Origin of the sequence: Staphylococcus sp. Y174-1, assembly GCF_049897865.1 — a bacterium.
GTDB lineage: Bacteria > Bacillota > Bacilli > Staphylococcales > Staphylococcaceae > Staphylococcus > Staphylococcus saprophyticus.
Window position 1 is genome coordinate 853,351 of the sequence record NZ_JAFCXB010000001.1, and the last position, 25,880, is coordinate 879,230.

Annotated in this window: 25 protein-coding genes and 2 tRNA genes; 8 read left to right on the plus strand and 19 right to left on the minus strand. The window is 32.8% G+C overall.

The window, feature by feature from the left end; translation table 11 throughout:
• Positions 1-190: 190 nt before the first annotated feature.
• From menB to ACP7BT_RS04265, 4 genes are read right to left on the minus strand one after another with little or no spacing between them, the layout of a single operon-like run.
• On the minus strand, positions 191-1,009 hold the full coding sequence (gene menB, locus ACP7BT_RS04250) for a 1,4-dihydroxy-2-naphthoyl-CoA synthase (RefSeq protein WP_002483725.1): 819 nt from the start codon (positions 1,007-1,009) through the stop codon (positions 191-193).
• The gene (menH, locus tag ACP7BT_RS04255) at positions 1,002-1,808 is read right to left on the minus strand and encodes a 2-succinyl-6-hydroxy-2,4-cyclohexadiene-1-carboxylate synthase (RefSeq protein WP_041079022.1); all 807 of its coding nucleotides are present in this window, start codon (positions 1,806-1,808) and stop codon (positions 1,002-1,004) included. Before menH ends, menB begins: the two co-directional genes overlap by 8 nt.
• On the minus strand, positions 1,795-3,477 hold the full coding sequence (gene menD / locus ACP7BT_RS04260; protein WP_041079020.1) for a 2-succinyl-5-enolpyruvyl-6-hydroxy-3-cyclohexene-1-carboxylic-acid synthase: 1,683 nt from the start codon (positions 3,475-3,477) through the stop codon (positions 1,795-1,797). Before menD ends, menH begins: the two co-directional genes overlap by 14 nt.
• Entirely contained in the window at positions 3,470-4,822 is a 1,353-nt protein-coding gene (locus tag ACP7BT_RS04265; protein ID WP_069821856.1) for an isochorismate synthase, read from the minus strand. The genes menD and ACP7BT_RS04265 overlap by 8 nt, the downstream gene beginning before the upstream one ends.
• Positions 4,823-5,010: 188 nt before the next feature.
• Here ACP7BT_RS04265 and ACP7BT_RS04270 point away from each other — a divergent pair, with 188 nt between their 5' ends.
• Positions 5,011-5,949 carry a 1,4-dihydroxy-2-naphthoate polyprenyltransferase gene (locus tag ACP7BT_RS04270; RefSeq protein WP_041079016.1) on the plus strand — a complete coding sequence of 313 codons (939 nt, stop codon included), beginning with the start codon at positions 5,011-5,013 and terminating at the stop codon, positions 5,947-5,949.
• A 110-nt stretch (positions 5,950-6,059) separates the two neighbouring features.
• On the opposite strand, the gene ACP7BT_RS04275 is transcribed toward ACP7BT_RS04270, so the two are convergent.
• The gene (locus tag ACP7BT_RS04275; protein ID WP_002483730.1) at positions 6,060-6,617 is read right to left on the minus strand and encodes a GNAT family N-acetyltransferase; all 558 of its coding nucleotides are present in this window, start codon (positions 6,615-6,617) and stop codon (positions 6,060-6,062) included.
• A gap of 177 nt (positions 6,618-6,794) precedes the next feature.
• On the opposite strand from ACP7BT_RS04275, the gene ACP7BT_RS04280 reads away from it, so the two are divergent.
• Both ACP7BT_RS04280 and ACP7BT_RS04285 read left to right on the plus strand, forming a co-directional pair.
• On the plus strand, positions 6,795-7,007 hold the full coding sequence (locus tag ACP7BT_RS04280) for a TM2 domain-containing protein (protein WP_011303462.1): 213 nt from the start codon (positions 6,795-6,797) through the stop codon (positions 7,005-7,007).
• Positions 7,008-7,127: 120 nt separating this feature from the next.
• Entirely contained in the window at positions 7,128-7,217 is a 90-nt protein-coding gene (locus tag ACP7BT_RS04285) for an SAR1012 family small protein (RefSeq protein ID WP_011303463.1), read from the plus strand.
• An 86-nt stretch (positions 7,218-7,303) separates the two neighbouring features.
• Here the strand turns inward: ACP7BT_RS04285 and ACP7BT_RS04290 are convergent, their stop codons facing one another.
• From ACP7BT_RS04290 to ACP7BT_RS04305, 4 genes are all read right to left on the minus strand, one after another.
• On the minus strand, positions 7,304-7,732 hold the full coding sequence (locus tag ACP7BT_RS04290; protein WP_002483731.1) for an organic hydroperoxide resistance protein: 429 nt from the start codon (positions 7,730-7,732) through the stop codon (positions 7,304-7,306).
• A 211-nt stretch (positions 7,733-7,943) separates the two neighbouring features.
• A tRNA-Ser gene (locus ACP7BT_RS04295) sits at positions 7,944-8,032 on the minus strand.
• A 2-nt stretch (positions 8,033-8,034) separates the two neighbouring features.
• Positions 8,035-8,109 (minus strand) — tRNA-Asn (locus tag ACP7BT_RS04300).
• Between the two features lie 153 nt (positions 8,110-8,262).
• Positions 8,263-8,829, minus strand: a complete 567-nt coding sequence (locus ACP7BT_RS04305) for a competence protein ComK (protein ID WP_041079011.1) — start codon at positions 8,827-8,829, stop codon at positions 8,263-8,265.
• A 252-nt stretch (positions 8,830-9,081) separates the two neighbouring features.
• On the opposite strand from ACP7BT_RS04305, the gene ACP7BT_RS04310 reads away from it, so the two are divergent.
• The gene (locus ACP7BT_RS04310) at positions 9,082-9,300 is read left to right on the plus strand and encodes an IDEAL domain-containing protein (protein ID WP_011303465.1); all 219 of its coding nucleotides are present in this window, start codon (positions 9,082-9,084) and stop codon (positions 9,298-9,300) included.
• Positions 9,301-9,381: 81 nt separating this feature from the next.
• On the opposite strand, the gene ACP7BT_RS04315 is transcribed toward ACP7BT_RS04310, so the two are convergent.
• Positions 9,382-10,371, minus strand: coding sequence for a lipoate--protein ligase (locus ACP7BT_RS04315; protein WP_002483734.1), 990 nt, complete (start codon positions 10,369-10,371; stop codon positions 9,382-9,384).
• Between the two features lie 200 nt (positions 10,372-10,571).
• Here ACP7BT_RS04315 and ACP7BT_RS04320 point away from each other — a divergent pair, with 200 nt between their 5' ends.
• A complete protein-coding gene (locus ACP7BT_RS04320) occupies positions 10,572-10,757 on the plus strand; it encodes a YkvS family protein (RefSeq protein WP_002483735.1) in 186 nt (61 codons plus the stop codon).
• A 5-nt stretch (positions 10,758-10,762) separates the two neighbouring features.
• Entirely contained in the window at positions 10,763-11,365 is a 603-nt protein-coding gene (locus ACP7BT_RS04325) for a CPBP family glutamic-type intramembrane protease (RefSeq protein ID WP_002483736.1), read from the plus strand.
• Between the two features lie 590 nt (positions 11,366-11,955).
• On the opposite strand, the gene ACP7BT_RS04330 is transcribed toward ACP7BT_RS04325, so the two are convergent.
• From ACP7BT_RS04330 to ACP7BT_RS04360, 7 genes are all read right to left on the minus strand, one after another.
• Complete coding sequence (locus tag ACP7BT_RS04330; protein WP_002483737.1) at positions 11,956-13,464, minus strand: bifunctional metallophosphatase/5'-nucleotidase; 1,509 nt, start codon at positions 13,462-13,464, stop codon at positions 11,956-11,958.
• Positions 13,465-13,630: 166 nt separating this feature from the next.
• On the minus strand, positions 13,631-14,989 hold the full coding sequence (locus ACP7BT_RS04335; RefSeq protein WP_041079007.1) for a TrkH family potassium uptake protein: 1,359 nt from the start codon (positions 14,987-14,989) through the stop codon (positions 13,631-13,633).
• A gap of 18 nt (positions 14,990-15,007) precedes the next feature.
• A complete protein-coding gene (locus tag ACP7BT_RS04340) occupies positions 15,008-16,801 on the minus strand; it encodes a S1C family serine protease (RefSeq protein ID WP_041079005.1) in 1,794 nt (597 codons plus the stop codon).
• Positions 16,802-17,172: 371 nt separating this feature from the next.
• Positions 17,173-17,973, minus strand: a complete 801-nt coding sequence (locus ACP7BT_RS04345) for a TerC family protein (RefSeq protein WP_041079003.1) — start codon at positions 17,971-17,973, stop codon at positions 17,173-17,175.
• 359 nt (positions 17,974-18,332) lie between these two features.
• Positions 18,333-19,895, minus strand: coding sequence for a peptide chain release factor 3 (locus tag ACP7BT_RS04350; RefSeq protein WP_002483741.1), 1,563 nt, complete (start codon positions 19,893-19,895; stop codon positions 18,333-18,335).
• Positions 19,896-19,907: 12 nt separating this feature from the next.
• Positions 19,908-20,147, minus strand: a complete 240-nt coding sequence (locus ACP7BT_RS04355) for a YueH family protein (protein WP_041078999.1) — start codon at positions 20,145-20,147, stop codon at positions 19,908-19,910.
• A complete protein-coding gene (locus ACP7BT_RS04360) occupies positions 20,137-21,621 on the minus strand; it encodes a UDP-N-acetylmuramoyl-L-alanyl-D-glutamate--L-lysine ligase (protein ID WP_041079090.1) in 1,485 nt (494 codons plus the stop codon). Before ACP7BT_RS04360 ends, ACP7BT_RS04355 begins: the two co-directional genes overlap by 11 nt.
• A 402-nt stretch (positions 21,622-22,023) precedes the next feature.
• Between ACP7BT_RS04360 and ACP7BT_RS04365 the strand changes: the two genes are divergently transcribed.
• Both ACP7BT_RS04365 and ltaA read left to right on the plus strand, forming a co-directional pair.
• A complete protein-coding gene (locus ACP7BT_RS04365; RefSeq protein ID WP_037538876.1) occupies positions 22,024-23,199 on the plus strand; it encodes a diglucosyl diacylglycerol synthase in 1,176 nt (391 codons plus the stop codon).
• A complete protein-coding gene (gene ltaA / locus ACP7BT_RS04370) occupies positions 23,177-24,373 on the plus strand; it encodes a lipoteichoic acid biosynthesis MFS flippase LtaA (protein WP_037538878.1) in 1,197 nt (398 codons plus the stop codon). Before ACP7BT_RS04365 ends, ltaA begins: the two co-directional genes overlap by 23 nt.
• A gap of 121 nt (positions 24,374-24,494) precedes the next feature.
• On the opposite strand, the gene ACP7BT_RS04375 is transcribed toward ltaA, so the two are convergent.
• Positions 24,495-25,004, minus strand: a complete 510-nt coding sequence (locus tag ACP7BT_RS04375) for a YjcG family protein (RefSeq protein ID WP_002483746.1) — start codon at positions 25,002-25,004, stop codon at positions 24,495-24,497.
• Between the two features lie 85 nt (positions 25,005-25,089).
• Positions 25,090-25,836: an esterase family protein gene (locus tag ACP7BT_RS04380; RefSeq protein ID WP_069821854.1), complete on the minus strand. Its 747-nt coding sequence runs from the start codon at positions 25,834-25,836 to the stop codon at positions 25,090-25,092.
• Positions 25,837-25,880: the final 44 nt, after the last annotated feature.

Here is a 25,880-nt window from a genome sequence, read left to right on the forward strand (position 1 = left end):
AATACAATTGATATTCTAAAATTAATAAAAAAGAGCCTGGCACATGTCAAAATGTCCAGACTCTTTTCTTAATTACCAGTAGATATAAAGTACAACTTAGAACTACTTTCACATTTTATGTGAATTAGTAATTCTTATGCATGAGGTTAGCTCAGGTAATCCTTATACACTACTTTCACATCCTAAATTTTTATGGGAATTTAGGGAATTGATCAAAATCAGGATCACGTTTTTCTTTAAACGCATCTCTACCTTCTTTAGCTTCATCCGTTGTGTAATAAAGTAAAGTAGCGTCTCCTGCCATTTGTTGTAAACCAGCTAATCCATCCGTATCAGCATTCATAGCTGCTTTTAAGAATCTTAATGCTGTAGGAGAATGTTGTTTCATTTCTTGACACCATTGTACTGTTTCATCTTCAACTTGATCTAAAGGAACAACCGTATTGACTAAGCCCATGTCCAATGCTTCCTGAGCATTATATTGACGACATAAGTACCAAATTTCACGTGCTTTTTTATGTCCTACGATACGAGCTAAATAACCTGAACCATAGCCAGCATCAAACGAACCTACTTTAGGTCCTGTTTGGCCAAAAATAGCATTATCAGCAGCAATTGTTAAATCACATACAACGTTCAATACGTTACCGCCACCGATAGCATAACCTCTAACCATTGCAACTACAGGTTTAGGGATTACACGAATAAGTCTTTGTAAATCTAAAACGTTTAAACGTGGAATTTGATCATCGCCTACATAACCACCATGGCCACGGACTTTTTGGTCTCCGCCAGAACAAAACGCTTTATCTCCTTCACCTGTCAAAATAATGACAGAAATACGTTGGTCGTCACGTGCTCTTGTAAATGCATCAATCATTTCTTGTACCGTATTTGGTGTGAATGCATTACGTACTTCAGGACGATTAATTGTAACTTTTGCAATACCATCATATAATTCATATTTAATTTCTTTATATTCTCTAATTGTTTCCCACTGTCTAGTCATTTTGCTCCTCCTTATTAATAAAACCTATTACTATTCTATCAAATTCTGCCATTTCTTCCACATGAATTGTATGCCCACTATTAGCAACAACATGCATTTCAAAATTTGGCATAACTGAAATGATATTTCTAGCTATTTTACAGAACTTACCATCTAATTCACCTACTATGATACACGTTGGTATTTGAATTTGATTTAATTGTGGCCATAAGTTCGGCATTTGTCCAGTTCCATAATCACGCAAAGCTTTGGCTAAACGCATTGGATTTTGACGTAATCTCATATCACGAATTGCGTTTCTTGTTGATTTATCTAACTCATACTGCGTATAAAACAACGGTAATTTTTCCCAATCATTCACAAACACCTCTAAGCCAGCTATTTCAAGCACTTTTGCTCTTGCTTGATCAACTAGCTGTCTTTCTTGTCGCTCATCACTGTTTTCAATTCCAGGAGATGTACTTTCTAGTATAAGCCCTGTTAATTGCGCTTGACCATATAAAGCATAGTAAAGTCCAATTCTACCACCCATGGAATAACCATGTAAGTAAATTTGATAATTTGTAAATAATCGCAACGTTTGATCTAACTCATGACTAATAAAAGGAAAATCCCATTTATGCTCTAAATCAGACTGATCTGCACCATGACCTGGTAAATCAATAGTTAAAATATTTATATTTTTATTTAGACTATGAATATGTTGATCAAATGTCTGTTGATCACTAATAAAGCCATGCAACATGACTAACAATTTGTCTGTTGGGGCGGTTGATTGATGAAATTTATAATGTAACATCGATAATATCACTCAACTTTTTATAGAGTTTAAGATGTTGCTGTTTGTTATCTTCTCGATGTGTCATGATTTCGTAAATATGTGAACCAAATTGCGATAAATCTGCATATTTAAAGGCTTCAATCGTATCAAATCGATCAAATGCAAAATCATATAATAACGCCGTATGTTCAAAATTCAATCCAGTTGGTGTACCGAACAATCTTTCAAAATATGCATCTGCCTCATTTTTTTGAGGTAAATATGAAAAGATACCGCCACCATCATTATTAAGTAAGACGATATTGAGTTGTATATCATTCAATTTAGACATTAATAAGCCATTCATATCATGGTAAAATGCTAAATCTCCAATCAACAATGTAATCTTTTTATGCACGGCCATACCTAACGCCGTAGATGTGACACCATCTATACCGTTCGCACCACGATTCGCGAATACTTCTGCCTCACAATCAATAAATAGATTATCAACATCACGAATTGGCATACTATTGCTCACAAACATAGCATCATCCTTGGTTAATTTATCTAATACATTACCCACATAAGCAGCTTCATCTGTAGCAGTTCTTAAATGATCTTTGATTTCTACTATTGCATGTTTTTCCACTGTTTGCCATTTCTCTAACCATTGCTTACGCTCAACTGTTGGCATCTCTGATAATTGTCTAAAGAAATCATTAGCAGACATTTCATATGATACGTGTGGGGTGATCGGAAATGCATCCGGACGATCATTATTTTGTACTAATATTTGGAATGCTTCTGTTACTTTTAACCATTGATTTAATTTTTTCGAAATTACAGGTTTACCAACACGAATGACAAAATCAGCCTCTAATTCTAAACCTGATCTCAACAATAGATCATAAGTCGTAACCACATTCGGATGGTGTTCACGTCTTAATTGACTCAATGGATCAGCTAAAATTGGCATATCATGGATTGTTGAAAATGTAAGAATTTGATCCACATCTTGATGTTGCATATCACCAACAATGATTAAACCTTTTCTTTTTTTCATCATTGCACTAATTTCATTTAAACTCGTTGTTTTTTGATAGTGTGGCAATATCTTTGTATCTGAAGTTAACCATTCTACTTTTTCAGTATTTGGTGTTAATGGTTCTCTAAAAGGTAAATTAAGATGTATGGGTCCTCGATGTGGGCCATAAAGAAATTGACTCGCTTTTTGCAATTGGAATTTAATTGTATTCGCCATTATATCTTCATTATCATTCTTTTCAGCAATTGGAAAATCAAACTGATACTGCACATAATTAGCAAACATATTCGTTTGATTTATTGCCTGAGGTGCACCAATGCCTCTTAATTCATGAGGTCGATCACTTGTAAGTACAACTAATGGTAAGTGACTCAAACTGCTTTCGGAAATCGCAGGTGTATAGTTAGCAGCTGCACTTCCTGATGTACAAAGGATAGCGACTGGTTTTTCACTACCTTTCGTCAAACCCATTGCAAAAAAGGCTGCACTTCTTTCATCTGGATGAATCCACGATTTCAATTTGGGATGCGCTTCTATAGCAATTGCTAGTGGTGTAGAACGCGATCCAGGACTTATAACTACTTCTCTAATGCCATAAGCATATAATTCAGAAACAATTGTAAAAACCTGCTTTGTTAATGCATCTGTATGATTATTCATATTCCTCGACTCCTAAAGCTTTCATCATAGGGTTAAATTTAACTGCAGTTTCTTCGACTTCACTATCCGCATCAGAATTTTTCACAATGCCACAACCAGCAAATAATGTGGCCTGGTTTTTCTTAATTAGCATGGATCTAATTGCTACAATAAACTCGCAATCATCATTCATATCTATATATCCAACAGGTGCACCATATAATCCACGCGTACCGAATTCATTTTGTTCAATGTATTCAATTGCTTCAGCTTTTGGATAGCCTCCAAGCGCTGGTGTTGGATGTAAATTGTCTAACAATCCAATATATGAATCATTTTCTAATTGACCCTTAATTTTTGTATATAGGTGATATAAATGATCATTGGTTAATATCTGCGGTGTTTCGTTAAAAGTAATATCTCTAACATAAGGTGCTATATCGTTTAATATACTTTCTACTACGAAACGATGTTCGTTTAAATTTTTATCATCATTTAAGAAAGCCTGTATATTTTCTTTATCTACTTCATCTTGATGTGTACGTTTGATTGTTCCAGCAACAGCCTTGGTAGATAATATACCATTGTTAACTTCCATTAATTGTTCCGGTGTTTGCGAGAAGAATATACTATCCTGTGACTCTAAGACAAATAAGTAACTATTATGTTCACCTTGTGATGCTTTTTGTAAGATATACGGTATATTGATATTTTTATCAAACATAACCAAACGTTTTCTCGCTAATACAATTTTTTTATGTTCATCTAATACATCAATTGTATCCTTAACTAAATCACGCCATTCATCTTTATATATATCTTCAATGCGTTTAATATTACCAATTTCAGACTCAGAATCTATTGTATTTTGAGTTAAATGTACAATCAACGCTTTAAATTGTTCAATTTCAAATTGTTCTGCTTTTACAGTATAAGTAATATAAGAAACACCATTTTCCATAGTTATTAATACTTCTGGTAGTATAAAATGATTAATACCAAATTCTCGCCACTCATCACCAGATTTATGCATTGAGAATTGGAAACCTCCGCAAATCTTCAGATGATGTTTATCGGAGCTCGGATGTATTAATTCAATATCACTTTTGTATTTTTGCCATTCTCGAAAAATAGATTGTTTATTTTCAAAATCATTTTTAAATCTAGTAATAGCATGATAGCCAAAGAATGAAGTTTTGTTGTCATTTTTCTTGTAATAAAAACGGTCTCCAGCATTTTCTTCAGTCAAATGGAATAACACTGTAGGATCTAATTCATAGTCTATTTTTGCTTCTACTGAAACCCAAGTATGATTACTTTCGTATACCGCTTCGACAATTTCACTTTCCCTGAGGTCTAATGTCATCTATTTCACTTCTTTCATTTATCAGTTTACACTCATTATAATATTGTACCACTTTTCACAATGTGTGTATGGTTTCTAGCTTATTTCGTTACTACAAATTTTTACGTAATTTGACCTTTACACCTTATTCTATTAAAATATATTAGATAAAAAATATCATAAATTTAAAGAATTCGAGGTAAATCATTATGTCATCTCAATATCAACAATATTCAACTGTCAAAAAGTACTGGCAGTTAATGAGACCACATACATTGACTGCTGCTGTCGTACCTGTACTCGTTGGTACTGCTTCAGCTAAGCTCTTCTTACTGGGGAGTGAAGATCATTTAAAACTAAGTCTCTTATTAGCTATGTTAATTGCCTGTCTATTAATACAAGCTGCAACGAACATGTTCAACGAATACTATGATTTCAAAAAAGGCTTAGATGATCATACTTCAGTTGGTATCGGAGGCGCCATTGTTCGAAATGGTATGAGTCCCAAATTAGTAATGAATTTAGCCATTGCATTCTATATTATAGCCGCGTTATTAGGTATTTTCATTGCAATACAAAGCTCATTCTGGTTACTGCCAATTGGTCTAGTTTGTATGTCAGTTGGTTATTTGTATACTGGTGGTCCTTTACCAATCTCATGGACACCATTCGGCGAACTGTTTTCTGGCGTGTTTATGGGTATGATCATTATATTAATTGCATTCTTTATTCAAACTGGCAATTTACAAAGCCTTGTTGTTTGGATAAGCATTCCAATTGTAATCACTATTGGTCTTATCAATATGGCCAACAATATTCGAGATCGTGTTAAAGATAAAGAAAGTGGTCGAAAGACACTACCAATCTTATTAGGCAAAAATAATTCAGTACGCTTCTTAGGTCTCATGTATATTATTGCCTATGTACTTGTTATTTATATCACTTTCTTTATCCCTGGTGGTTCAATCTTCTTTTTATTAGCATTGCTTTCATTCCCAATGCCAATTAAAGCCGTGCGTAGATTCAAGAAAAACGATACACCTCAAACAATGATGCCAGCGATGGCAGCGACAGGTAAAACCAATACATTCTTTGGTTTACTATATGCATTAGGTATTTATATTAGCGCATTACTTGGTGGTATTTAAGAACGTGCTAGTGTCACATTACCATGACTCGGACGTATACATTTTCGTCCCTGTTAACCACTGTAAATAAGCTGAATTAAGTCGAGACATATATTCATGTCTCGGCTTTTTTAATTCGCTTTATAAACCATGTGATAATGTATATGACCATATAGATCAAATTTACTATTCGCTTCAAATCCCAACTTTTTATACACACTTAATGCGCCTTCATTAGTTACATCACAATTTAAACTCCATTTTTCATCTTTATATGCATTTAGCACATGTTTAACTAACTGTGTGGCAACACCTCTTCCACGATATTGTGGAAATGTTGCGACTGTCTCTATATACCATTCATCATCATTAGCCTCTTTCATCGGCATCGGCGACCCGTATGCTCTAATATCATCGTCTAACGTCATATCTAGCCACGCACGTTCCATTTCTAATTCCTTATTGCCAGGATATGCAATTAAGCACCCTGCTACCTCTCCATCTATTTCATATATCCATGTATTGCTATAATGACCTCTGTAAGGTACCTCAATCATACTTTGCTCCATTACTTTCAGTAAACGTTCCTTTTCAATACCTTTTACCATATCAACTTCTAGTTCTTGCCAAATGATGTAACACAATTCTGCAATTTTTTGAATATCGTTTGGATTTGCTTTTCTAATCATATATAATCTCCTCAGCTTCGTTAATTATTTATTTTAATTATAAATGATAAAATCTAAAATTTCGAAGTTAATACTATTTAATTTTTCTCTTTTAAATCAATTGTTTTCAATTGTTGTATCGTAAAAGATAAGAGATAATTACCGTATTAACTATAATTTATGAAAGGATATGGAATAATGAAAGTAAATAAAGTCATTTACGTCGTACTTGCGTTTATTTTAGGCTGGTGTGGTATACACAAATTTTATTCAAATCAGCTTTTACAAGGAATACTTCACCTTATTTTCTTTTGGACTGGTATCCCCTATATCATTGCGATTATTAGTGGATTGTTAACAATATTTTTCAACAAAGCTGATGAAGATGGATTGATTATCCTCGAGAAATAGACTTTAACCTCTTATAAAATTTATGAATTTGCAAAATCATCTATATTTTGTCTTAAAATTGGGTAAATAGAAAAATAACGCAAATTAAAACATTTCAATTGTATTTTGGGAGGTCTTAGGATGAAAAATATTATTCAACGTGTATTCAGAGCTTTAGCTGTAGGTTATATTGTTAAAGCAATTAGAAATTTAATAAGTAAAAATAAATAATAAAGCTAATCGCAAATTGTATAAATCAAAAAAGCTTATAACGCCTTGTACTTTAAGGGTTATAAGCTTTTTCTATCTTCGTTAATTTAGTTGACACTGACTTGAATTTCAATATCGATTGATTCTTTTAAAGCCTTAGAATATGGACAATAGTTATGCGCTTTTTCAACATAAGTTTCTGCTTCTTCCTGAGTCATATCAGTTAACGTTACATCTAATTCTGCAGCTAATTTAACACCACCGTCATTCTTGTCTGGTAATAAATAAGCTGTCACACTTACTTCTGGTTCAATCGTGCCTTTACTATCGCTTTTTAAAATATGCATAAGTGCATTGTTAAAACATGCACTGTAACCTGCTGCAAATAGCTGCTCGGGATTAGATTCTGTTACGCCATTACCACCCATCTCTTTCGGCACTGCTAAATCCTGATAAAATGTATTATCTTCACTAAATACTTTACCATCTCTTCCACCATTGCTAATCACTTTTGTTTCATATAAAGGTTTGACCATCTTAAAATCTCCTTTTAAAATTATATTATTTTTTTATACAATAAACATTAATTCATTAATAATATAACATTATTTTTTTGTGATTAACAAAAATATGATTTGAGCTATTTTATAGAATTACAAAAACTACTTAATTCACTTACTTTAAACGCACAAAAAAACACCGCAATCCCAAAAAGGATTACGGTGTTTAAAACAAAGTTTTATATTACGGAAACGGAGGGATTCGAACCCTCGCGCCGCTCTCGCGACCTACACCCTTAGCAGGGGCGCCTCTTCAGCCAACTTGAGTACGTTTCCAATGGCTCCACAGGTAGGACTCGAACCTACGACCGATCGGTTAACAGCCGATAGCTCTACCACTGAGCTACTGTGGAATAATGGGTTGCTCTAATCAAGCACAAATATTATTATATCAACTCTCGTTAAATTTTCAAGTAGTAAACGTAAAAAAATATGCGGAATATTTACACTAAATTAATATAATATTCCACATATATCATTTTTACATGCTTACGTCGCCAAATTTACTACGATTTATTTTCAAATAATGAATATTTTGCTAATGCTTCATAAATATTTAATTGAGGTTTTGTATAATCAATAGGAGATTCTGGATCAAAGGTAGCAACTCTTGCTGCCCTATCCATCATATAGTAATAATAAATACCATTTAGGTATTGATGATGCATGCTATGTGCTGAAATGTTAGCTACAATTGTTTGATTATCTACAAATGTCACTTTACATTTCTTTTCTTTTAGTGGTTTGATTTGGTGAACATAATGAATATTAATCCAAGTATTTTCTTCTTTTCTATCAGAGTGCGTTGGGAAAAAATAAGTAGGAAAAAGTGGAGTAAATAAAATTGGGGGTTTACTGCTTATGCCAGTAATTCTCATCGTATCTTCTTTCTTAAAATGATAACTACTACCATAAAATCTACACGATCGATCAATAATCTTTGGAACACGTTCTTTTAGAACTTTGCTGTCATCCTTATACTTTAAAAGATAACTACCTTCATACTTACCAGTTGATAAACTGCATGGTTGTAAAACCATATCCCCTTTTTTAATGATATAGGGTTGAATCATATTTTTACCTCCTTATATATTATGGCGACAACCAAATAATATAATACAAGCATCTTAAAATCAACTTATATAATAATAATTTTTATAAATTTTCTACAATTAATTTTTAGTATCTATACTTTTGCATTAATTTATTTTTTGTAAAGTTGCATTTTACACTTATTTTTTTCGGAAAAGTCTGAATATTCATTGATTTAAAAATTAAAACCTTGTATACTGTATATAAATATAGATAGAGGGGCTGTGTTGATTATGAAACATAATACACATGTAAAGTACAATACACTAGAATCATTTGTATCTACGATTAATGATTTAGGCATTGAATTGATCATAGATGAATCATTGCGCAACGTTCGTAAGCAAAAATTGGAACAACTCATTGATAATGCTTTAAAAAATAAAAACGAGAATGATTTCAAACGCTATACTGAAGAATACAAAAATTTGGAGGAATTTCTCGTTGGTTAATTTATTGTTTTGTTACTTAAAATAAGGTCTATTCCCTACTTAAAATTAAGATAGAGAATAGACCTTTTTATATGTTATTTATTATGACATTAATCTGATTAATTCGTAGCGTTCAATATCACCAAAATAATGATAAATATCGTAATTTGAAAGTGCTTCTTCTATACTATCGAATTCATGCATTGTACCCTCTAGTGCATTTTCTAATTCAGTTATGTCGCCTTCACCGAAAAAGTCACCGAAAATTTTTGCATGCTCAATCCGACCTTTTTTTACATCTAATTTTATTTGAACGAAACCTTTTTCAAATTTTTCTTCTCTTTCAAAATTATATTTTGGATTCCTACCGTAATTCCATTCCCATGTACGGTATTTTTCATTACTTAGTTGTTCAATTTTTTTCCAATCGTCATCAGTTAATATATATTCTTCTACTTGCGTAGCTTCTCCAAAAATTGTTTTTAAAATTATTTCCTTAAATCGATCAATATCTAAAGGTTCATCTAAAAACTCAGAAATATTGGCTACTCTGCTTCTTACTGATTTGATACCTTTCGATTTAATCTTTGCTGGATTAACTTTCAATGCATTTTGGACTTCATTCAATTCACTATTTAGCATTAATGTGCCATGACTAAACATACGATCCTTTACTTTGACCATAGCATTACCTGATATTTTTGCACTACCTACTTGAATGTCATTTCTACCACTCATGTCAGCATCAACGCCTAATGATTGTAATGCCTCAACAATCGGCTCTGTGAATTTTTTGAAATTATGGAAACTGTTACCATCATCATCAGTTACAAAACTAAAGTTTAAATTGCCTGTGTCATGGTATACTGCTCCTCCACCAGATATACGTCTAACGACATCAATGCCGTGTTCGTCTATATATGGTTGATTCACTTCTTCAATTGTATTTTGATTTTTCCCAATAATAATCGAAGGTCTATTTACATAAAACAAAAAATAACTATCATCTTTTGGCATATTTTTTAAAACATATTCTTCCATTGCCAAATTTAATGTTGGATCTGTAATGTCGTTGTTACTAATAAACTTCATCTACTGCACTCCTTTTCCATAAATATATGCCCTTACCCTATTTATGCTATATTTTCACAAAAATTGCCAATCATTCACTTTGATATTTTGCTAAAAATTGAAAATTGTTTTACATCATGCAATTTAATGGTTTTTTGTTTATTTGTCTGCCGATTTTTTGTATAATACTATCTAGTTAGCATTTCTAGGGAGGACTAAAAATGACTGTTGCAGAAGTGGGAAATATCGTAGAATTTTATGACGGCTTAAAAGGTCGAGTTGAAAAAATTAATGACAACTCAGTAATTGTTGATTTAACAATTATGGAGAACTTCGAAGAACTAGACTTGCCAGAAAAAACTGTCATTAATCACAAACGATACACAATCGTCGAACAAGAAGGATAGTTAAAATGAATAGAATTTCTAAGGCACTAATTTGGTTTGTCGTAAGTTTCATAGTATTCCACATTATTCTTTTGGTAATGTGGGGCGAGAAACAAGAATATTGGTATCTTTATACGGGCATTATGCTAATTGCTGGTATCAGTTATATCTTTTATCAGAGAGATATTGAATCTAAACGTTTACTCACATCACTAGGTGTGGGCATTATTACTGGTATTGTATTGATTATTATTCAACTTATTATCGCAGCAATTGCTTCTGATATAAAATATGCTGAATTAATCAAAGAACTCACACGTACGGGTGTCTATTATAAATGGCAAATGTTAGTAACATTAGTCTTTGTTATACCTTGTCATGAGCTTTACATGAGAACTGTTTTACAAAAAGAATTAATCAAATTAAATATCCCAAGTTGGTTAAGTATTATAATTACAGCATTATGTTCTGCTTCATTATTTTACTATCTTGACAACTTATGGATTGTTTTCTTTGTATTTATTGTACAAATGGCACTTTCATTAAGTTATTTCTATACACGCAGAATAGCAACAACTGTTGTAGCTCAAATTGTAGCAGTTGTTATCTTATTAATATTCAACGTATAAACCTATACGATTATTAATAAACGTTGGGACTTCAATACCCTTCTCAAATGAAAAGGAGTCTGAGACATAAATAGTTGTCTCAGACTCCTTTTCATTTAGGCAGCAGATGACTGAATTGAAAATGTAAAGTCTCACTGATTTAAAGAACTACTTTTTCAATTTATGAAAATCAGTAGTTCTTATGCATAAGCCAAAGCTTATGTATTCTGCATAAAATTCTAGGAGACTTATGCATGGGCTTTAGCTCAGATAAACATTTCAATCCTAGTCATCCTTGCCTTGATTGCATAGGTGGGACTACGAAATCTCTATTAAAAAATTTGATTTCTGTCCCACTCCCCTTTCGTTATTAACATTTTGCACTTTTGGAGATTCATTCAAGCTATTGAAAGTTAGCGATACAAAACGATATTTATACAATGCGCCCGAGAGTCAGGATGTTACAACATCATATAATCTTTAATTTAATATTCTAAATAAAGATACTTTCGTATAATTTTGCAAAAAGTAAAGAAAACGTCAATTTCTATATTATCTCAATAGAAATTGACGTTTATTTTTAGTCAAAGTTACTTATATACTAGACGTGCTTATATTAAAACTTCAAATGTCTGTTTTTGTTTTATTTTATATTGGTCATCTTTCAAATTTCGTGAAATCAATTCAACCATCGTAATTTCACCTGTTTCATGAATAACTGCTTGCTCTAAATATTGTTTATAATTTCTGTAGCAATAATCTGTCATACTTACGCGATACATATGATCTAATGTTATATTATTTAATTGAACCCTTTCAAATGGCAATGCATTCATATCAATTGTATAGTCCACACCTTGCCAAAATGTACAGAGTGTTTCATCCACAATAGTTAAGCTTAACGAACCTCCACTAAATTCAATATGTGCATAACAATATTCTAAAATATCTTTTATTTGTTGACCTTTCAAAGTTAAATCAATTGGTACATCTGGATGAGGATATGCATTATATAATGCCTCATTAGTAATTTGTCCAGATAATCCAGTTTCGCCGCTTGTAGGCAAATGGACACAGGAAATATCATAATCAAATTTGCGACGTATACTATCATGTAATAGTTGGGTAAATGCATGAGGTTTGGTAATCACGTCATCTAACCCATCAATATGTGCATCTATATCTTTATTTGTTAAAATTTCTTTTCCCCAATGTTCAACTGTTTTTCGATCATAATAAGTTAAATCTAATAACGCTTCATCTTCTTTATATTCATTTAAATCAACGATTTTTGATTCTACATTTTCTAATTCGAATGAATTCGTTCGCTTTTTAAAATTGATTTTCACGTGGATTAACTGTTCTGCATTTTGGCCAGCTTGAACATATAAAGTTTTTTCATCTTTTCCAATAAATGTTTGATGCTGATGACCAGTAATAAGCAAATCGATGACACCTAAGGTTTGCATTAGTTTTTCTGCTTCATTCACATTTTGCTCACGTTCATTTGATGACTTATTAAGCTGATCTAATCCCCCATGATAAATGACAATTAGAAATTCTGGCATCTCTGTTTCGTGAATAAATCGAATCCATCGCTTAGAAGACAGCAAGGTTTTTTCAATTTGTACATCATTCTCCATTTCAAAATGCTCTCTCTCCATTAAACCGTCCGAAGTTAATCCAACGATTGCAATTTTAACACCTTCTATTTCTTTAATTGTATAAGGCGTTGAAAAATAAGGCTCACGTGTTTTCTTATATTCAATATTGGCAGAAAGCCATGGAAATCTCGATAATGAAACTGCTCTAGAAAAGAAGGATAATCCAAATTTGAATTCATTAGGACTAATGCCACTTGCATCATATTGCATGGCGTTCATTAATTTTATCATTGGATGGCGTTTATATGGCGCTACCACAGCGTAGTAAAACGCAGCCAGAGAACCCGCTAAACTCCCGCCACTATCTAGTAAAATGACATGTTCATTTTCTTCTCTTTTCGATTTAACATACGTACCAGCTCGATAGATATTAGAACCATTATCTCCATTTAGAAAATAACTATGCATATCTGAAGTAGCAATAACATCAATTGCAATCTTTTCACTTTTTTTCATATGCCTCTCTCCTCGTTAATCACAGTTTAACATGTTTTTAAATTACGTCGATACTAATATCTTATCTTCATTATTTATAACTAATATTAAAAATAGATAATTAAAAAACACTTAATTGAATTTGTCGTTCAACTAAGTGTTTTTTTAGGATTCTATGCTCATCACATTATCCAATTTGCACACGTTCTTTTGGATAATGGAATTTATCTGGTTCTCTACGTCCACCAATCATTATAATAAAGCTAATTAAACCTACACGTCCGATAAACATTAATATCATAAGTGTAACTTTCGACATATCATTAAAATCGCCAGTGACACCTAATGATAACCCACACGTTCCGAACGCAGACATCACCTCAAAAAAGCCTTGAAGAAATGAAATTTTACCATTCTCAACAACTAATATAAAAATCGTCGCTGCAAAAGTTAAAATACCTGCCATTGTGAACACTGCAAATGATCGTTGAACATCTGTTGTATGTATCTCACGATTAAATACTTTAATTGACAATTTCTCGCTATTATTATTAAAGTTTAATAAAAATAAGATTAAAATTGCAAATGTTGTTGTTCTAATACCACCACCGACCGAGCTTGGTGATGACCCAATAAACATCAAGATGCTCATAATCACGTTCGTACCTTCACCAAAATGACTTACATCAATTGTCTGTAATCCAGCACTTCTCGTCGTTGCAGATTGGAACAAAGCATAGAATAACGATTTGTGCCAAGACATATTTTGGAATGCATGGTTATATTCAAATAGTAAAATGATAATGACACCAAATACAAATAGTACTAAATACGTTACTGTTGTTATTTTAGCAAATAATGAAAATCTAAAATTAGGGATTCTATTTTTAATATATGCCTTCACTTCAATTAACACAGGGAAGCCAATCGAACCTAATATAATTAAAAACATTACAATGGTTTGCACAAAATAATCATTAGCATATGGAATCAAGGATTGACCGGTAATATCTAAACCACCATTCGTCGTTGCTGATACTGCAACAAATAACCCTTGCATGATAGCATACTGCAAATCAGGGTTATCTCGATAAAAATAGAACGTTAATAATGCTGCACCAACCACTTCGATTATTAAAATGGTACGCACGATATCGAGAATTAATTTAACTGTACCACTCATTGTATCTTTATTATTATCCAACATAATTAACTGTCTTTCACGCATACCAATATGTTTACCAAGTACTACCCACAACATTGTTCCAATTGCCATTACACCAATACCGCCAATGTTTAGGATGATCATGATGATAATTTGTCCAAACGTCGTATATGTTTCTACAATATTAACTGGTGATAACCCTGTAACACTCACACCTGAAACAGCAACAAACAATGAATCGATTGGGTCTACAGAGACACCTGCTTTATGAACATAAGGTAAGTTCAACAGTAAGAATGCCACGATAATCGCGACTATATAATACATCACAATACCTTGTTGAGGACTTGATTTTTTAAATAATTGATTGAAAATGGACAACGCGTACTCACCCCAACGCTACTTCAATTTAATCTTGATATCTTGCTCTTTACCATCTCTATATATTTTTGCTGGCAATGTATCTAAATCATCTTTATGACTAAAAATAATCTGTCTATATCTTAGATTATCTTCAACTTCTTTACCATCTAATTCTACTATTACATCATTTTTTTGCAACCCAGATTTTTCACCTAAACTATTATCTTTTACATCTCCAATGATAACACCTTTATTAACCTCTTCAGGTAAGTTAAGGGATTGATGCGTAGCTTCATCCATATCTTTAACATTCGCGATTTTTATGCCAGTATTAGGATATTTAACTTCGCCTTTTGCTTCAAGTTGTTTGGCAATAGATTCAGCGTCATTGACTGGGATTGCAAATGCAATTCCTTCAACATGATCCATATCAATTTTTAAAGAAGCTATACCAATCAATTTACCATTTTTATCAATAACACCACCACCTGAATTACCAGGATTAACAGGTGCATCCATTTGAAAAGCGCTCATGAGCACATCATATTGATTATCTTTATCGATATCAACTGGCACATGACGATTTAAACCAGACACAATACCTTCTGAAACACTACCTTTAAAGTCAACACCTAGTGGGTTCCCTACGACAATAATAGGCTCACCGAGGACTAATGTACTGGAATCACCCATTTTAATTGATTTAACATCACTACCTGATTTTATTTTGGTTTTAACTACTGCAATATCAGAAAATTTGTCCGTTCCAATGACCTTACCAATAGATGTATCATTATTACCGTATGTAATTTTTTGTTCCTTTTTATCACCTACAACATGTGCATTCGTCATGATAAAAATAGAGTCGCCCACTTTTTTGTAGACGACACCTGATCCTAATTCATTTTCTTTTCCTGCTTCTTGTGTCTCTTTCTCCGCAGATGAACTATTATTACTTGTATCATTTTCGACTGTTACGATGGAATGAATGGCACTATTCGCACTTTTCATTGTATCTGTATATGTTTTTTCTTTATTAGCATTATCGTTGCTTTGGAATATATTATCCTTCGTGTTTCCATTATGATCTACATTATTAAAGATGGCATTAATTAAGACAATTAACAAAATAACTGCCAATACAATTAGTACTTTCGCCCAGTGTTCTTTGAAGAAATACTTAACTTTATCTATTAAAGTTGGTTGGTCACTATGTCTGTGTTGGTCAGATTTATCATCTGTCTGTCCAGACTTATGATTTCTGGCAATATTGTTATGAACCTTATCTGAGTTATCTTCTTCAATATACTGATTAACCCTTGACTGTTGCGCTTCTTCAGAATAAAAATGATCATCATGTAAACGGTCTTTGTTAGTAGACGCATTTACATCTATATCTGAATCATTTGATGTTTCGTTGGTTTTTAAATAACCATTTGTTTCATTTGTCGTTGATGCCACTTCAACATCATCTTTGGCTATATCCGATGTAGGCGAAACTTCTTCTGGTTGTTGCTTAGATACATGATTCAGAGCGTTATCTTCAGATGGTTCAAATTCACTTTCTGAATTACTGCTATTTCGTTTCGCAGCCATTGCTTGTTGCTGCTGAATTTCTTCTTGTGTTAGTTTTTCTATGCGTGCTTTTCTTAAATTTTCTTTAACACGTTCTTCGTTATTCTTTGCTAATTTTTCCGCTTTTTCAGCCCGTTGTTTTCTAGCTTTACGTTCCATTTGGACACGTTGTTCCCGTTCTTCATTGTGAAAATATTCTCGTCTTTTACGACCATATTTCTCTCTTGGGATCACATGTTTTTTATCATTCGCCACAAAAACGCCCCCCTAAACTACATATTTTTTATACTATCCATTATGACATATCATTAAGGATTTTTCCGATTTATTTTACTAGTACACACAAATATTCATACTGAATTCTATTTTGATTGAGTGTGTAAATGTATTGCATAAATCGCCAAATTTACTATTTAGCTATTATATTTTCAAATATTTTATCATTTATACCTTAGCTTTGATTATAAGCACTTTTTATACAAATTTCTAACTTTATCTCATTTTCTCTTTAAATAATTTAAGCAGATATTTTTAAATTTACTTAAACAATCATTATTTAAAATAAACTATTTTCTGCAAACAAAAAACTGAAAAGCACAATGGCTTTCCAGTCTAATAATAAATGATTATTTTTTCTCTTCTTTTTTATTTTGACGAACTGACGTCAACCAACCAATTAGAACTAATAATATCATAACTGTCCAGAAGATAGATTGCCATAAAATACTGTGTGGGAAGTGTTCAGGTAAAATTAAAATGTCTGGGTGTGCTAACACCATAACAACAAGTTTAATACCAACCCAACCAACAATGGCAAATGCCGCGCCTTCTAAACCTGGATATTTGTTTAATAAGTTGACAAACCATGTTGCTGCAAAACGCATAATGATAACACCTATCATACCGCCTAAGAACATCACAGCAAATTGACCTAAGTCCATACCACCAAAGTGTATACCAACCGCTGGTAACGTAACTGCTATTGCAAGTGCTGCAAGCATTGAGTCTATTGCAAAAGCAATATCTGCAAATTCAACTTTCAATACTGTACCCCAGAATGATTTAGCACTGGCATGAATTTCTTCTCCATCATCATCAAAATGATGATCGTCGGTACCATCATGCTCTTGCTGATCTTTCTCTTTAAAGAAGGTTATCAAGTTCCGTATTGACATATAAAGTAGATATATCGCACCTAGTGCTTGTATCCACCAGAAATGCGCTATGATACTGATTAAGAATAAAGAAATAAAACGAAATGCAAATGCACCAAGCAAACCATAAAACAGTGCTTTTTTACGTTGCTCTGGTGGTAAATGTTTCACCATAACAGCCATTACAACTGCATTATCTGCAGCGAGTAAACCTTCTAAAAATACGAGCACTAATAGTACCCATAGATAAGGTAAGATCAAACTTGGATCCATATAGGACAACTCCTTTAATTTTTTAAGAATAAAAATAGAGACCTAAGCTAAGCTAGTGTTTACGTAACTTGCACTTGTCTTCATCATTTATAATGATGTTAAGAACCAACTGGCAATCCATATTCACTATTAGCAAAGGTCTCACTCGACAGTTTTATTCTGCCCACTTTACCGGAAGTTTGATACTTCGTAATGACGATAAAATGACTAAGTTAAAAGATAAACAAGTTGCATTACTTTCCATATATAAACGATTGTATGCGAAACTCATATATTTTCAACTAAAGTTAAGTTACTCCCCTCTGACAACTGAGTCATAGGTATTCTATTAATATAGTTATTATACACAAAAATAAAATTTATAACAATCCATATAATTTAATTTCTGGGAACTTCTCTTCAAACCATCTTGTAGCAAATTCATTTTCAAACAAGAATACATAGTTATCGTATATATCTTTTACTAAGATTGAACGTGATGTACTCATTTTATCTTTTATGTCTTCTTCGTTTTCAATCCAACGTGCAATTTTCTGACCCACCGGTTCCATCACTACGTCAACATTATATTCATTTTTCAAACGATGTTCGAATACTTCAAATTGTAATTGTCCAACTGCACCAATAATAATTTGATTTGTATGCAATGCTTTATAATATTGAATAGCACCTTCTTGAACAAGCTGTTCAATACCTTTATGAAAATGTTTTTGCTTCATAACATTTTTTGCAGAAACTTTCATAAACAATTCCGGTGTAAATTGCGGTAGTTCTTGGAAACTGAATTTCTGATTACCACCTACGAGCGTGTCACCAATTTGGTAATTTCCTGTGTCATAAAGTCCAATAATATCGCCTGCAACAGCATGATTAACGGTTTCTTTATCATCTGCCATAAACGAAGTTGAACGTGTTATCTTTTGTTTTTTATGTGTACGTTGAAGGGTTACATCCATACCACGTTCAAAAGCACCACTTACAACTCGCATAAATGCAATTCTATCTCTATGTTTAGGATCCATATTAGCTTGAATTTTAAAGATAAATCCTGAAAAATCAAGATCAAATGGACTAACTTCTATATCTTCATTAGTTTGACGAGCATTCGGCATTGGCGCATGATCAACATAAGCATTCAAGAAATTTTGAACACCAAAATTCGCTAGTGCAGATCCGAAAAATACAGGTGTCAAATCACCGCTTAATAATGCTTCATTATCAAACGTTTCGCCCGCTTCTTCGACAAGCATTAACTCTTCGATTGCTTGAGTAAATGCACTATCGTTTTTCATTGCATGGTCTTCTTCCAACTCATAATCATCATTTAAATGCAGTACATTTTCTTCATCTCTAAAAGGCTCTATTGTGTGAGATTCACGATCGATAATACCAAAGAAATTTTGCCCCATACCTACTGGCCAATTCATTGGGTATGTTTCGATTTCTAATGTAGATTCTATTTCATCTAATAATTCAAAAGGTTCTTTACCGACTCTATCTAATTTGTTAATAAATGTGAAAATAGGTATACCTCTCATTTTACATACTTTGAATAGTTTCAATGTTTGAGGTTCGATACCTTTAGCACAGTCAATCACCATTACAGCACTATCAACTGCCATCAGTGTTCTATATGTGTCCTCTGAGAAGTCTTCATGTCCTGGCGTATCTAAAATGTTGATTTTATAGTGGTCATAATCAAATTGCATCACTGAACTTGTAACAGAAATCCCTCTCTCCTGCTCAACTTTCATCCAGTCACTCGTCGCAAATTTGCCACTTTTTTTACCTTTAACCGTACCTGCTTCTCTTATCGCACCACCGAATAGTAATAACTTTTCTGTTAATGTAGTCTTCCCAGCATCTGGGTGAGATATAATCGCAAAGGTTTTTCTTGATTCTACTTCTTCCTTTATACTCATTTATACTCTCCTTTAACTTTCAAATATCCATTTAACGATGTCATCAGCAATTTGTGAAGCTGTTGACTCATCAAGTAACGTAAACAAGTGTATCACAAGTTCCTCGTTCATATCATCTTCATTTAAAGATGAATCGATTTCTAATGACCAAAGCATATCAGGAATTGCGATTAACATACATTGATTCACTTTGTTTTCATAAATATACACATGACCAGCTATTTCATTAAAATGTAAATTTTTAATCTTCAATTGGACCACCACCGAATTTATCATAAGCCGCTTCAAGACCAATTAAATCATCGCGATGTGGCACTTTGACATGTCCAGGCATAATTTGATAAGGCTCACGCCCTTTAGAAGCTAATACGACAGTATCTCCTGGTTCCGCTATATTGATTGCATGACGAATACCTTCAGCTCTGTCTTCAAATTCAATATAATTATCATGTGTAGCACCTTTTGCTAATTCTTGAGTTAGTGTCTTAGGGTCATCATTAGCTGGATTATCAGGTGTAAAAATAACATAGTCTGCACGACAAGCGACCCGGCCCATTTCTGGCGTCTTCGTTAAATCTCGTTCTCCAGCCATACCACATAAGAATATCAATTTTTGTTTAGCAAATGGTTTAACCGCATCTATCAGTTTATCCATACCATCAGCCGTGTGTGCATAATCTATAATCAAATCTATAGGTAATGACGGATCAAGTACTTCCAATCGTCCTTCAACTGGTTCTAGATTTTCTACCGCATCAACGATATCATTTAACGCAATACCTTTACTCCACACAGCAATCATTGCTGCCATAATATTAGAGACATTGAATAAACCAACGTAAGGTGATTTCACTTGAAACTCACCTTCAGGGGTTTTAAAGGTAAACTGCACACCTTGTAATGATTCATTGATATGATGTGCTGTAAATTGTGCATCATTTGTCACTCCATATGTAAATACTTCAAATGGTGTAACAGAGGCAAGATATTCTGAAAAAGCGTCATCCTTATTCAATACTACAAACTTTTCTTGTGATAAGTCTTCTCCTAATTGACTAAATAATAATGATTTGGCATGTCCATAGGCTTCCATAGTACCATGAAAGTCCAAATGATCTTGTGTTAAGTTTGAAAAGATTGCTACGTCAAAATCAACGCCTCGTAATCTACCTAATGATAATCCATGACTTGACACTTCCAAAGTCATGGCTTCTGCATTTTTTTCTACTGCTTCATTTATTTTTTTAGTCAGTGAGACTGTTTCAGGCGTCGTATTAGCACCTTTTGATTTATCCTCATTAATTTGAAAGCCGTTCGTACCTAAATAAGCACTTCCTTTACCTAACTTTCTATATATGTGGTGTATCATTGTTGCAATTGACGTTTTACCATTTGTTCCAGTTACACCATAAGTTATCAATTGTTTACTAGGGTAATTGTACAATGTATTTGCCAATAAACTAGCCACACGCAAAGTATCAGGTACGATAACTTGAGTTACATCGCCTGTTATTTCTTGCTGATGGCTAACGATAATCACTTGGCATCCTTGATTAACGACATCTTGGCAGAATTTATGACTATCCACTGTATAACCTTTTGAGGCAACAAACACACTGCCATGTTGTGCCGTACGTGAATCGGTCGTTATATCTGTTATATTTTTTTCTAGTGTGCCGATAACTTGTTTCACTCTTATTTTTTCAAACAACACATTTGCATCCAACATTTATCGCTCCTTTATTTCCAATAGTTCTATTATACACATTTTCAACTTATTTTATAGAATCTAAAGATGAGATGCTAATAATTTCTTCCTATTGTATATAGCTATTTTATACATTTAAAATCTGTTAAATATTAACCCCATGTTATATAATTGTTAATATTTTCTATATATTTGCTTAAATTACCATTTTGCAAGCTTACTTCTAGATTAATAGTGGTATGGTATAGATATACAACAATCTTATTTTAATATGTATTAATTTCCAATACAGTATGTAGCATTTCTTATCTGATTGTAAAATGATATAATCATTATTAATTGTGTTTTTTCTTTCACACGTTAAAAAAATACGTTAAACTTAACATGAGCTAAATATAATCTATTGGAGGGTGGCTTTTAATGGTTACTCAAAATAAAAAAATACTGATAATTACTGGATCTTTTGGTAATGGGCATTTACAAGTTACTCAGAGTGTAGTGAACCAATTCAAAGAAATGAATCTAGACAATTTAACAGTTATCGAACACGATTTATTTTTAGAAGCACACCCTATCCTCACTTCTATTTGTAAAAAATGGTACATTAACAGCTTTAAATACTTTAGAAATATGTATAAAGCTTTTTATTATAGCCAACCAGATCAATTAGATAAATGTTTCTATAAATATTACGGATTAAATAAATTAATGAATTTACTTTTGAAAGAAAAGCCAGACCTTATCTTACTCACATTTCCTACACCAGTCATGTCTGTATTAACTGAGCAATTTGATATGAATATACCAATCGCTACTGTCATGACTGACTATCGTATGCAAAAGAATTGGATTACACCTTTCTCTCAACGATACTATCTTGCTACAGAGGAACTGAAAGATGAGTTTGCAAGTATTGGCATTCCTAAAGATAAATTGAAGGTTACAGGTATTCCTATATCTGATAAATTCGAAACAGACATTGATAAAACGGCATGGCTAAGTCAAAATCACTTAGACCCTGACAAACCGACAATTCTAATGTCTGCGGGTGCTTTTGGTGTTTCTAAAGGTTTTGGTCAAATGATTCAAGAAATTTTAAATCGCAGTCCGCATGCACAAGTTGTCATGATATGTGGTAAAAATAAAGATTTAAAACGTTCATTAACATCGCAATTTAAAGATTATAACAACGTCTTGATTTTAGGTTATACCAAACATATGAATGAATGGATGGCTTCGAGTCAATTGATGATTACTAAACCAGGTGGCATCACGATCTCAGAAGCATTAACGCGTCAAATCCCTATGATTTTCTTAGATCCTGCGCCAGGTCAAGAACTTGAGAACGCAGTTTACTTTGAAGAAAAAGGCTATGGTCGTATTGCCAATACACCTGAAGCTGCTATTGAGCAAGTCGCTGCTCTAACGAATGCACCGACCAAATTAGCTTCGATGTCAGAATCTATGGACGCGTCAAGAATTCCATATTCAACTTATAAATTATGTAAAGATTTATTAAACTTACTTAATCATTCATCTCATTATGAAGAAGTATATGGAAAGGTTCCTTTATATGCAAAGCTCTTCGTTAAATAATTACAACTCAAATAAAAATTTCATAATCATGCTCATCATCTTATTCTTAATGGAATTCGCTCGCGGAATGTACATACTCAGTTATTTAGCGCTACTTCCAACAGCAACATCTATCGCGGTAGGTATTACATCTATCGCTATTTCTATACATTTTATTGCTGATGCAACTACCAATTTTGTGATTGGCTTTTTACTTAAGCGTTTAGGTACTAAATTAGTGCTAACACTAGGTTTCTTACTTGCCTTTGCAAGTTTATTTTTAGTCATTTGGTTCCCTACATCGCCCTTTGTTTTAATAGCCAGTGCCATTTTACTTGGTATCGCTGTGAGTCCAATTTGGGTGATTATGTTAGCAAGTGTAGATGAGAATAATCGTGGTAAGCAAATGGGATATGTATATTTCTCTTGGCTGTTAGGCCTGCTAGTCGGTATGGTTGGTATGAATATCATTTTTAAATTCCATCCAACTCAATTTGCATTTTTAATGTCACTCGTTGTATTAATCGCTTGGATATTATACTACTTCGTGAAAATAAGATTGACGAATTACAATACACGCCCAGTCAAACAACAATTAGGGCAAATTGTCGATGTGACTAAACGTCACATGATATTATTCCCTGGTATATTATTACAAGGTGCTTCAATCACTGCATTGGTACCCATATTACCTACATACGCTACTAAAGTTGTTGGTGTCTCCACATTAGAATATACTATGGCAATTGTGTTCGGCGGTATCGGTTGTGCTATTTCAATGCTCTTCTTATCTAAAATAATAGATAAACATGGCACCTTATTTATGTACTGGGTTATTTTTGGTGGCTTTGTCTTATACACGCTGATGATATTTGCACTTTCACTTATTACAAATATTACAATCGTTTGGGTGCTAGCAGTATTTATAGGTCTTATGTACGGTATTTTACTGCCAGCGTGGAATACGTTTATGGCAAGTCATATCCATTCAGATGAACAAGAAGAAACTTGGGGGGTATTCAATAGTGTACAAGGTTTCGGTTCAATGATCGGTCCCCTTGTAGGTGGACTCATTACTGAATTCACCAAATCAGTTAACAATACTTTTTATTTCTCAGCACTTGTATTCTTATTCTTAGCCATCTTTTATGGTATTTATTTTGTAAAAGTGAACAATAAAACTAAAACTTCTTAACTAAATAATATAAAAAAGCGCCACTCGCATATTAGAAAATTTATTTCTAGTATTGCGAGTGGCGCTTTTATTCATTCCAAGTTTTTATCGTATGTTATGACTCATATTTTATAGTTTAATCTTAAGCTAAGTTATAGTTCTCAAGTACTTTCCATTTTTCTTCTTTTTCATCATAATAAACAAGTGAAAGCTGCTCAATTGTTTCTTTGTAATCAATTCCCGCTAACTTTAATTGACCATAAATATCTTCAAATTCTTGACTAGTCAAGCCTTGAGCAATAGTAAAGTGAGGCACGAATGTATGATCTGCTACACCATAAAAATCACCATTGTTAAATTGATTAAATAGTCTTTCTAAAGTTTCAGTTTTTTCAACTTTAAAATAAATAACATTAGTGATTGGCGCAAAATTTGATGCTTTTGTCGCATGTATATCAATCGTTGGAATGCCTTCGATTTTAGATTTAATTGTCTCTTTAACAGATTCTAAATCACCATCGTTTATTTTAAATTGCCCCTTAATCGTAATGTGCGGCATAATTGTCGCATAATGTGCATCATAACGCTTACGATATGCGTTCACTTCATCTTGAAATGCTTTTGACGGAATTAATGCTAATCCTAAAATCATTTAAATTCCTCCTTTGTTTAACATATTTTCATTATAGCAAATTTCTGAAAAATTCGTTACTCTAAAGTCATCTTAGTTCAGATTATTAAAAAGAAATATTATCTGATAAAAAATATTTTAACAGATCTCCTAATAATGGTTTCCATGACTTCCACATATGGCCACCTTCAAATTCTAAATAATGGTATGTGAAATCATTTTTTTCAATGACTTGATTTAGTTTTCGATTAGGTGTTAAAAAGTCTGCAGATTTGCCTGTTGTTGGCAATTTAAAGTCTTCTTCCTCTAATCCTACAGCATGCCAAATGGATAATTGTTCTTTAAACTGACAACGTTCAATTAACATTTCAATCGCTTCATCATGTTGTGGACTTAATAAACCAACTTGACTGAAGATACGCGGATAAGATAACGCCGTAATTAACGCAGCACTCCCCCCTAAACTATCACCTAATAAAATGCGTGCGTTACCTACTTTAAATGTAGGAAATGTTTGATCAATATATGGCAATATTTCATTGGCCATTGCTTTTACAGTTAAATGTGTACGTGCACCCTGTGGATGAAATTCTGCGCGCCGTTTATCAACATCTTCATAGTGAAATCCAACAAATATAGCTCTTTCTACCTCATTGGCCTCTCGTAACTGCTCATAAGTTCGATGAATTCTACCAAAACTGAAAAAATCAGCACCATCAAAACAAAATACGATTTTATATTTAAATAATTCGGTAAAATCTTTTGGTAAATAAATAGATAGTGTGACATCTCTATCTAATATTTTACTAGGAAAATTAATTTTAGTGATACATCCTGGTTTAAAATCATACATAAATAATGCGCCCCCTCGTAGTCTTAATGACATTGTACCAAGAG

Bases quoted from the DNA above. Each gene is read 5' to 3' on its own strand.
- ACP7BT_RS04290 (WP_002483731.1), bottom strand. From the start codon at position 7,732: ATGGTCAAACCTTTATATGAAACAAAAGTGATTAGCAATGGTGGAAGA.
- ACP7BT_RS04350 (WP_002483741.1), bottom strand. From the start codon at position 19,895: ATGAGTATAAAGGAAGAAGTAGAATCAAGAAAAACCTTTGCGATTATA.
- ACP7BT_RS04375 (WP_002483746.1), bottom strand. From the start codon at position 25,004: ATGATTTTAGGATTAGCATTAATTCCGTCAAAAGCATTTCAAGATGAA.
- ACP7BT_RS04265 (WP_069821856.1), bottom strand. From the start codon at position 4,822: ATGACATTAGACCTCAGGGAAAGTGAAATTGTCGAAGCGGTATACGAA.
- ACP7BT_RS04305 (WP_041079011.1), bottom strand. From the start codon at position 8,829: ATGATTCAACCCTATATCATTAAAAAAGGGGATATGGTTTTACAACCA.
- menH (WP_041079022.1), bottom strand. From the start codon at position 1,808: ATGTTACATTATAAATTTCATCAATCAACCGCCCCAACAGACAAATTG.
- menB (WP_002483725.1), bottom strand. From the start codon at position 1,009: ATGACTAGACAGTGGGAAACAATTAGAGAATATAAAGAAATTAAATAT.
- ACP7BT_RS04330 (WP_002483737.1), bottom strand. From the start codon at position 13,464: ATGAAAAAAAGTGAAAAGATTGCAATTGATGTTATTGCTACTTCAGAT.
- ltaA (WP_037538878.1), top strand. From the start codon at position 23,177: ATGCAAAGCTCTTCGTTAAATAATTACAACTCAAATAAAAATTTCATA.
- ACP7BT_RS04285 (WP_011303463.1), top strand. From the start codon at position 7,128: ATGAAAAATATTATTCAACGTGTATTCAGAGCTTTAGCTGTAGGTTAT.
- ACP7BT_RS04345 (WP_041079003.1), bottom strand. From the start codon at position 17,973: ATGGATCCAAGTTTGATCTTACCTTATCTATGGGTACTATTAGTGCTC.
- ACP7BT_RS04320 (WP_002483735.1), top strand. From the start codon at position 10,572: ATGACTGTTGCAGAAGTGGGAAATATCGTAGAATTTTATGACGGCTTA.
- ACP7BT_RS04315 (WP_002483734.1), bottom strand. From the start codon at position 10,371: ATGAAGTTTATTAGTAACAACGACATTACAGATCCAACATTAAATTTG.
- menD (WP_041079020.1), bottom strand. From the start codon at position 3,477: ATGAATAATCATACAGATGCATTAACAAAGCAGGTTTTTACAATTGTT.
- ACP7BT_RS04310 (WP_011303465.1), top strand. From the start codon at position 9,082: ATGAAACATAATACACATGTAAAGTACAATACACTAGAATCATTTGTA.
- ACP7BT_RS04280 (WP_011303462.1), top strand. From the start codon at position 6,795: ATGAAAGTAAATAAAGTCATTTACGTCGTACTTGCGTTTATTTTAGGC.
- ACP7BT_RS04270 (WP_041079016.1), top strand. From the start codon at position 5,011: ATGTCATCTCAATATCAACAATATTCAACTGTCAAAAAGTACTGGCAG.
- ACP7BT_RS04380 (WP_069821854.1), bottom strand. From the start codon at position 25,836: ATGTATGATTTTAAACCAGGATGTATCACTAAAATTAATTTTCCTAGT.
- ACP7BT_RS04365 (WP_037538876.1), top strand. From the start codon at position 22,024: ATGGTTACTCAAAATAAAAAAATACTGATAATTACTGGATCTTTTGGT.
- ACP7BT_RS04275 (WP_002483730.1), bottom strand. From the start codon at position 6,617: ATGATTAGAAAAGCAAATCCAAACGATATTCAAAAAATTGCAGAATTG.
- ACP7BT_RS04325 (WP_002483736.1), top strand. From the start codon at position 10,763: ATGAATAGAATTTCTAAGGCACTAATTTGGTTTGTCGTAAGTTTCATA.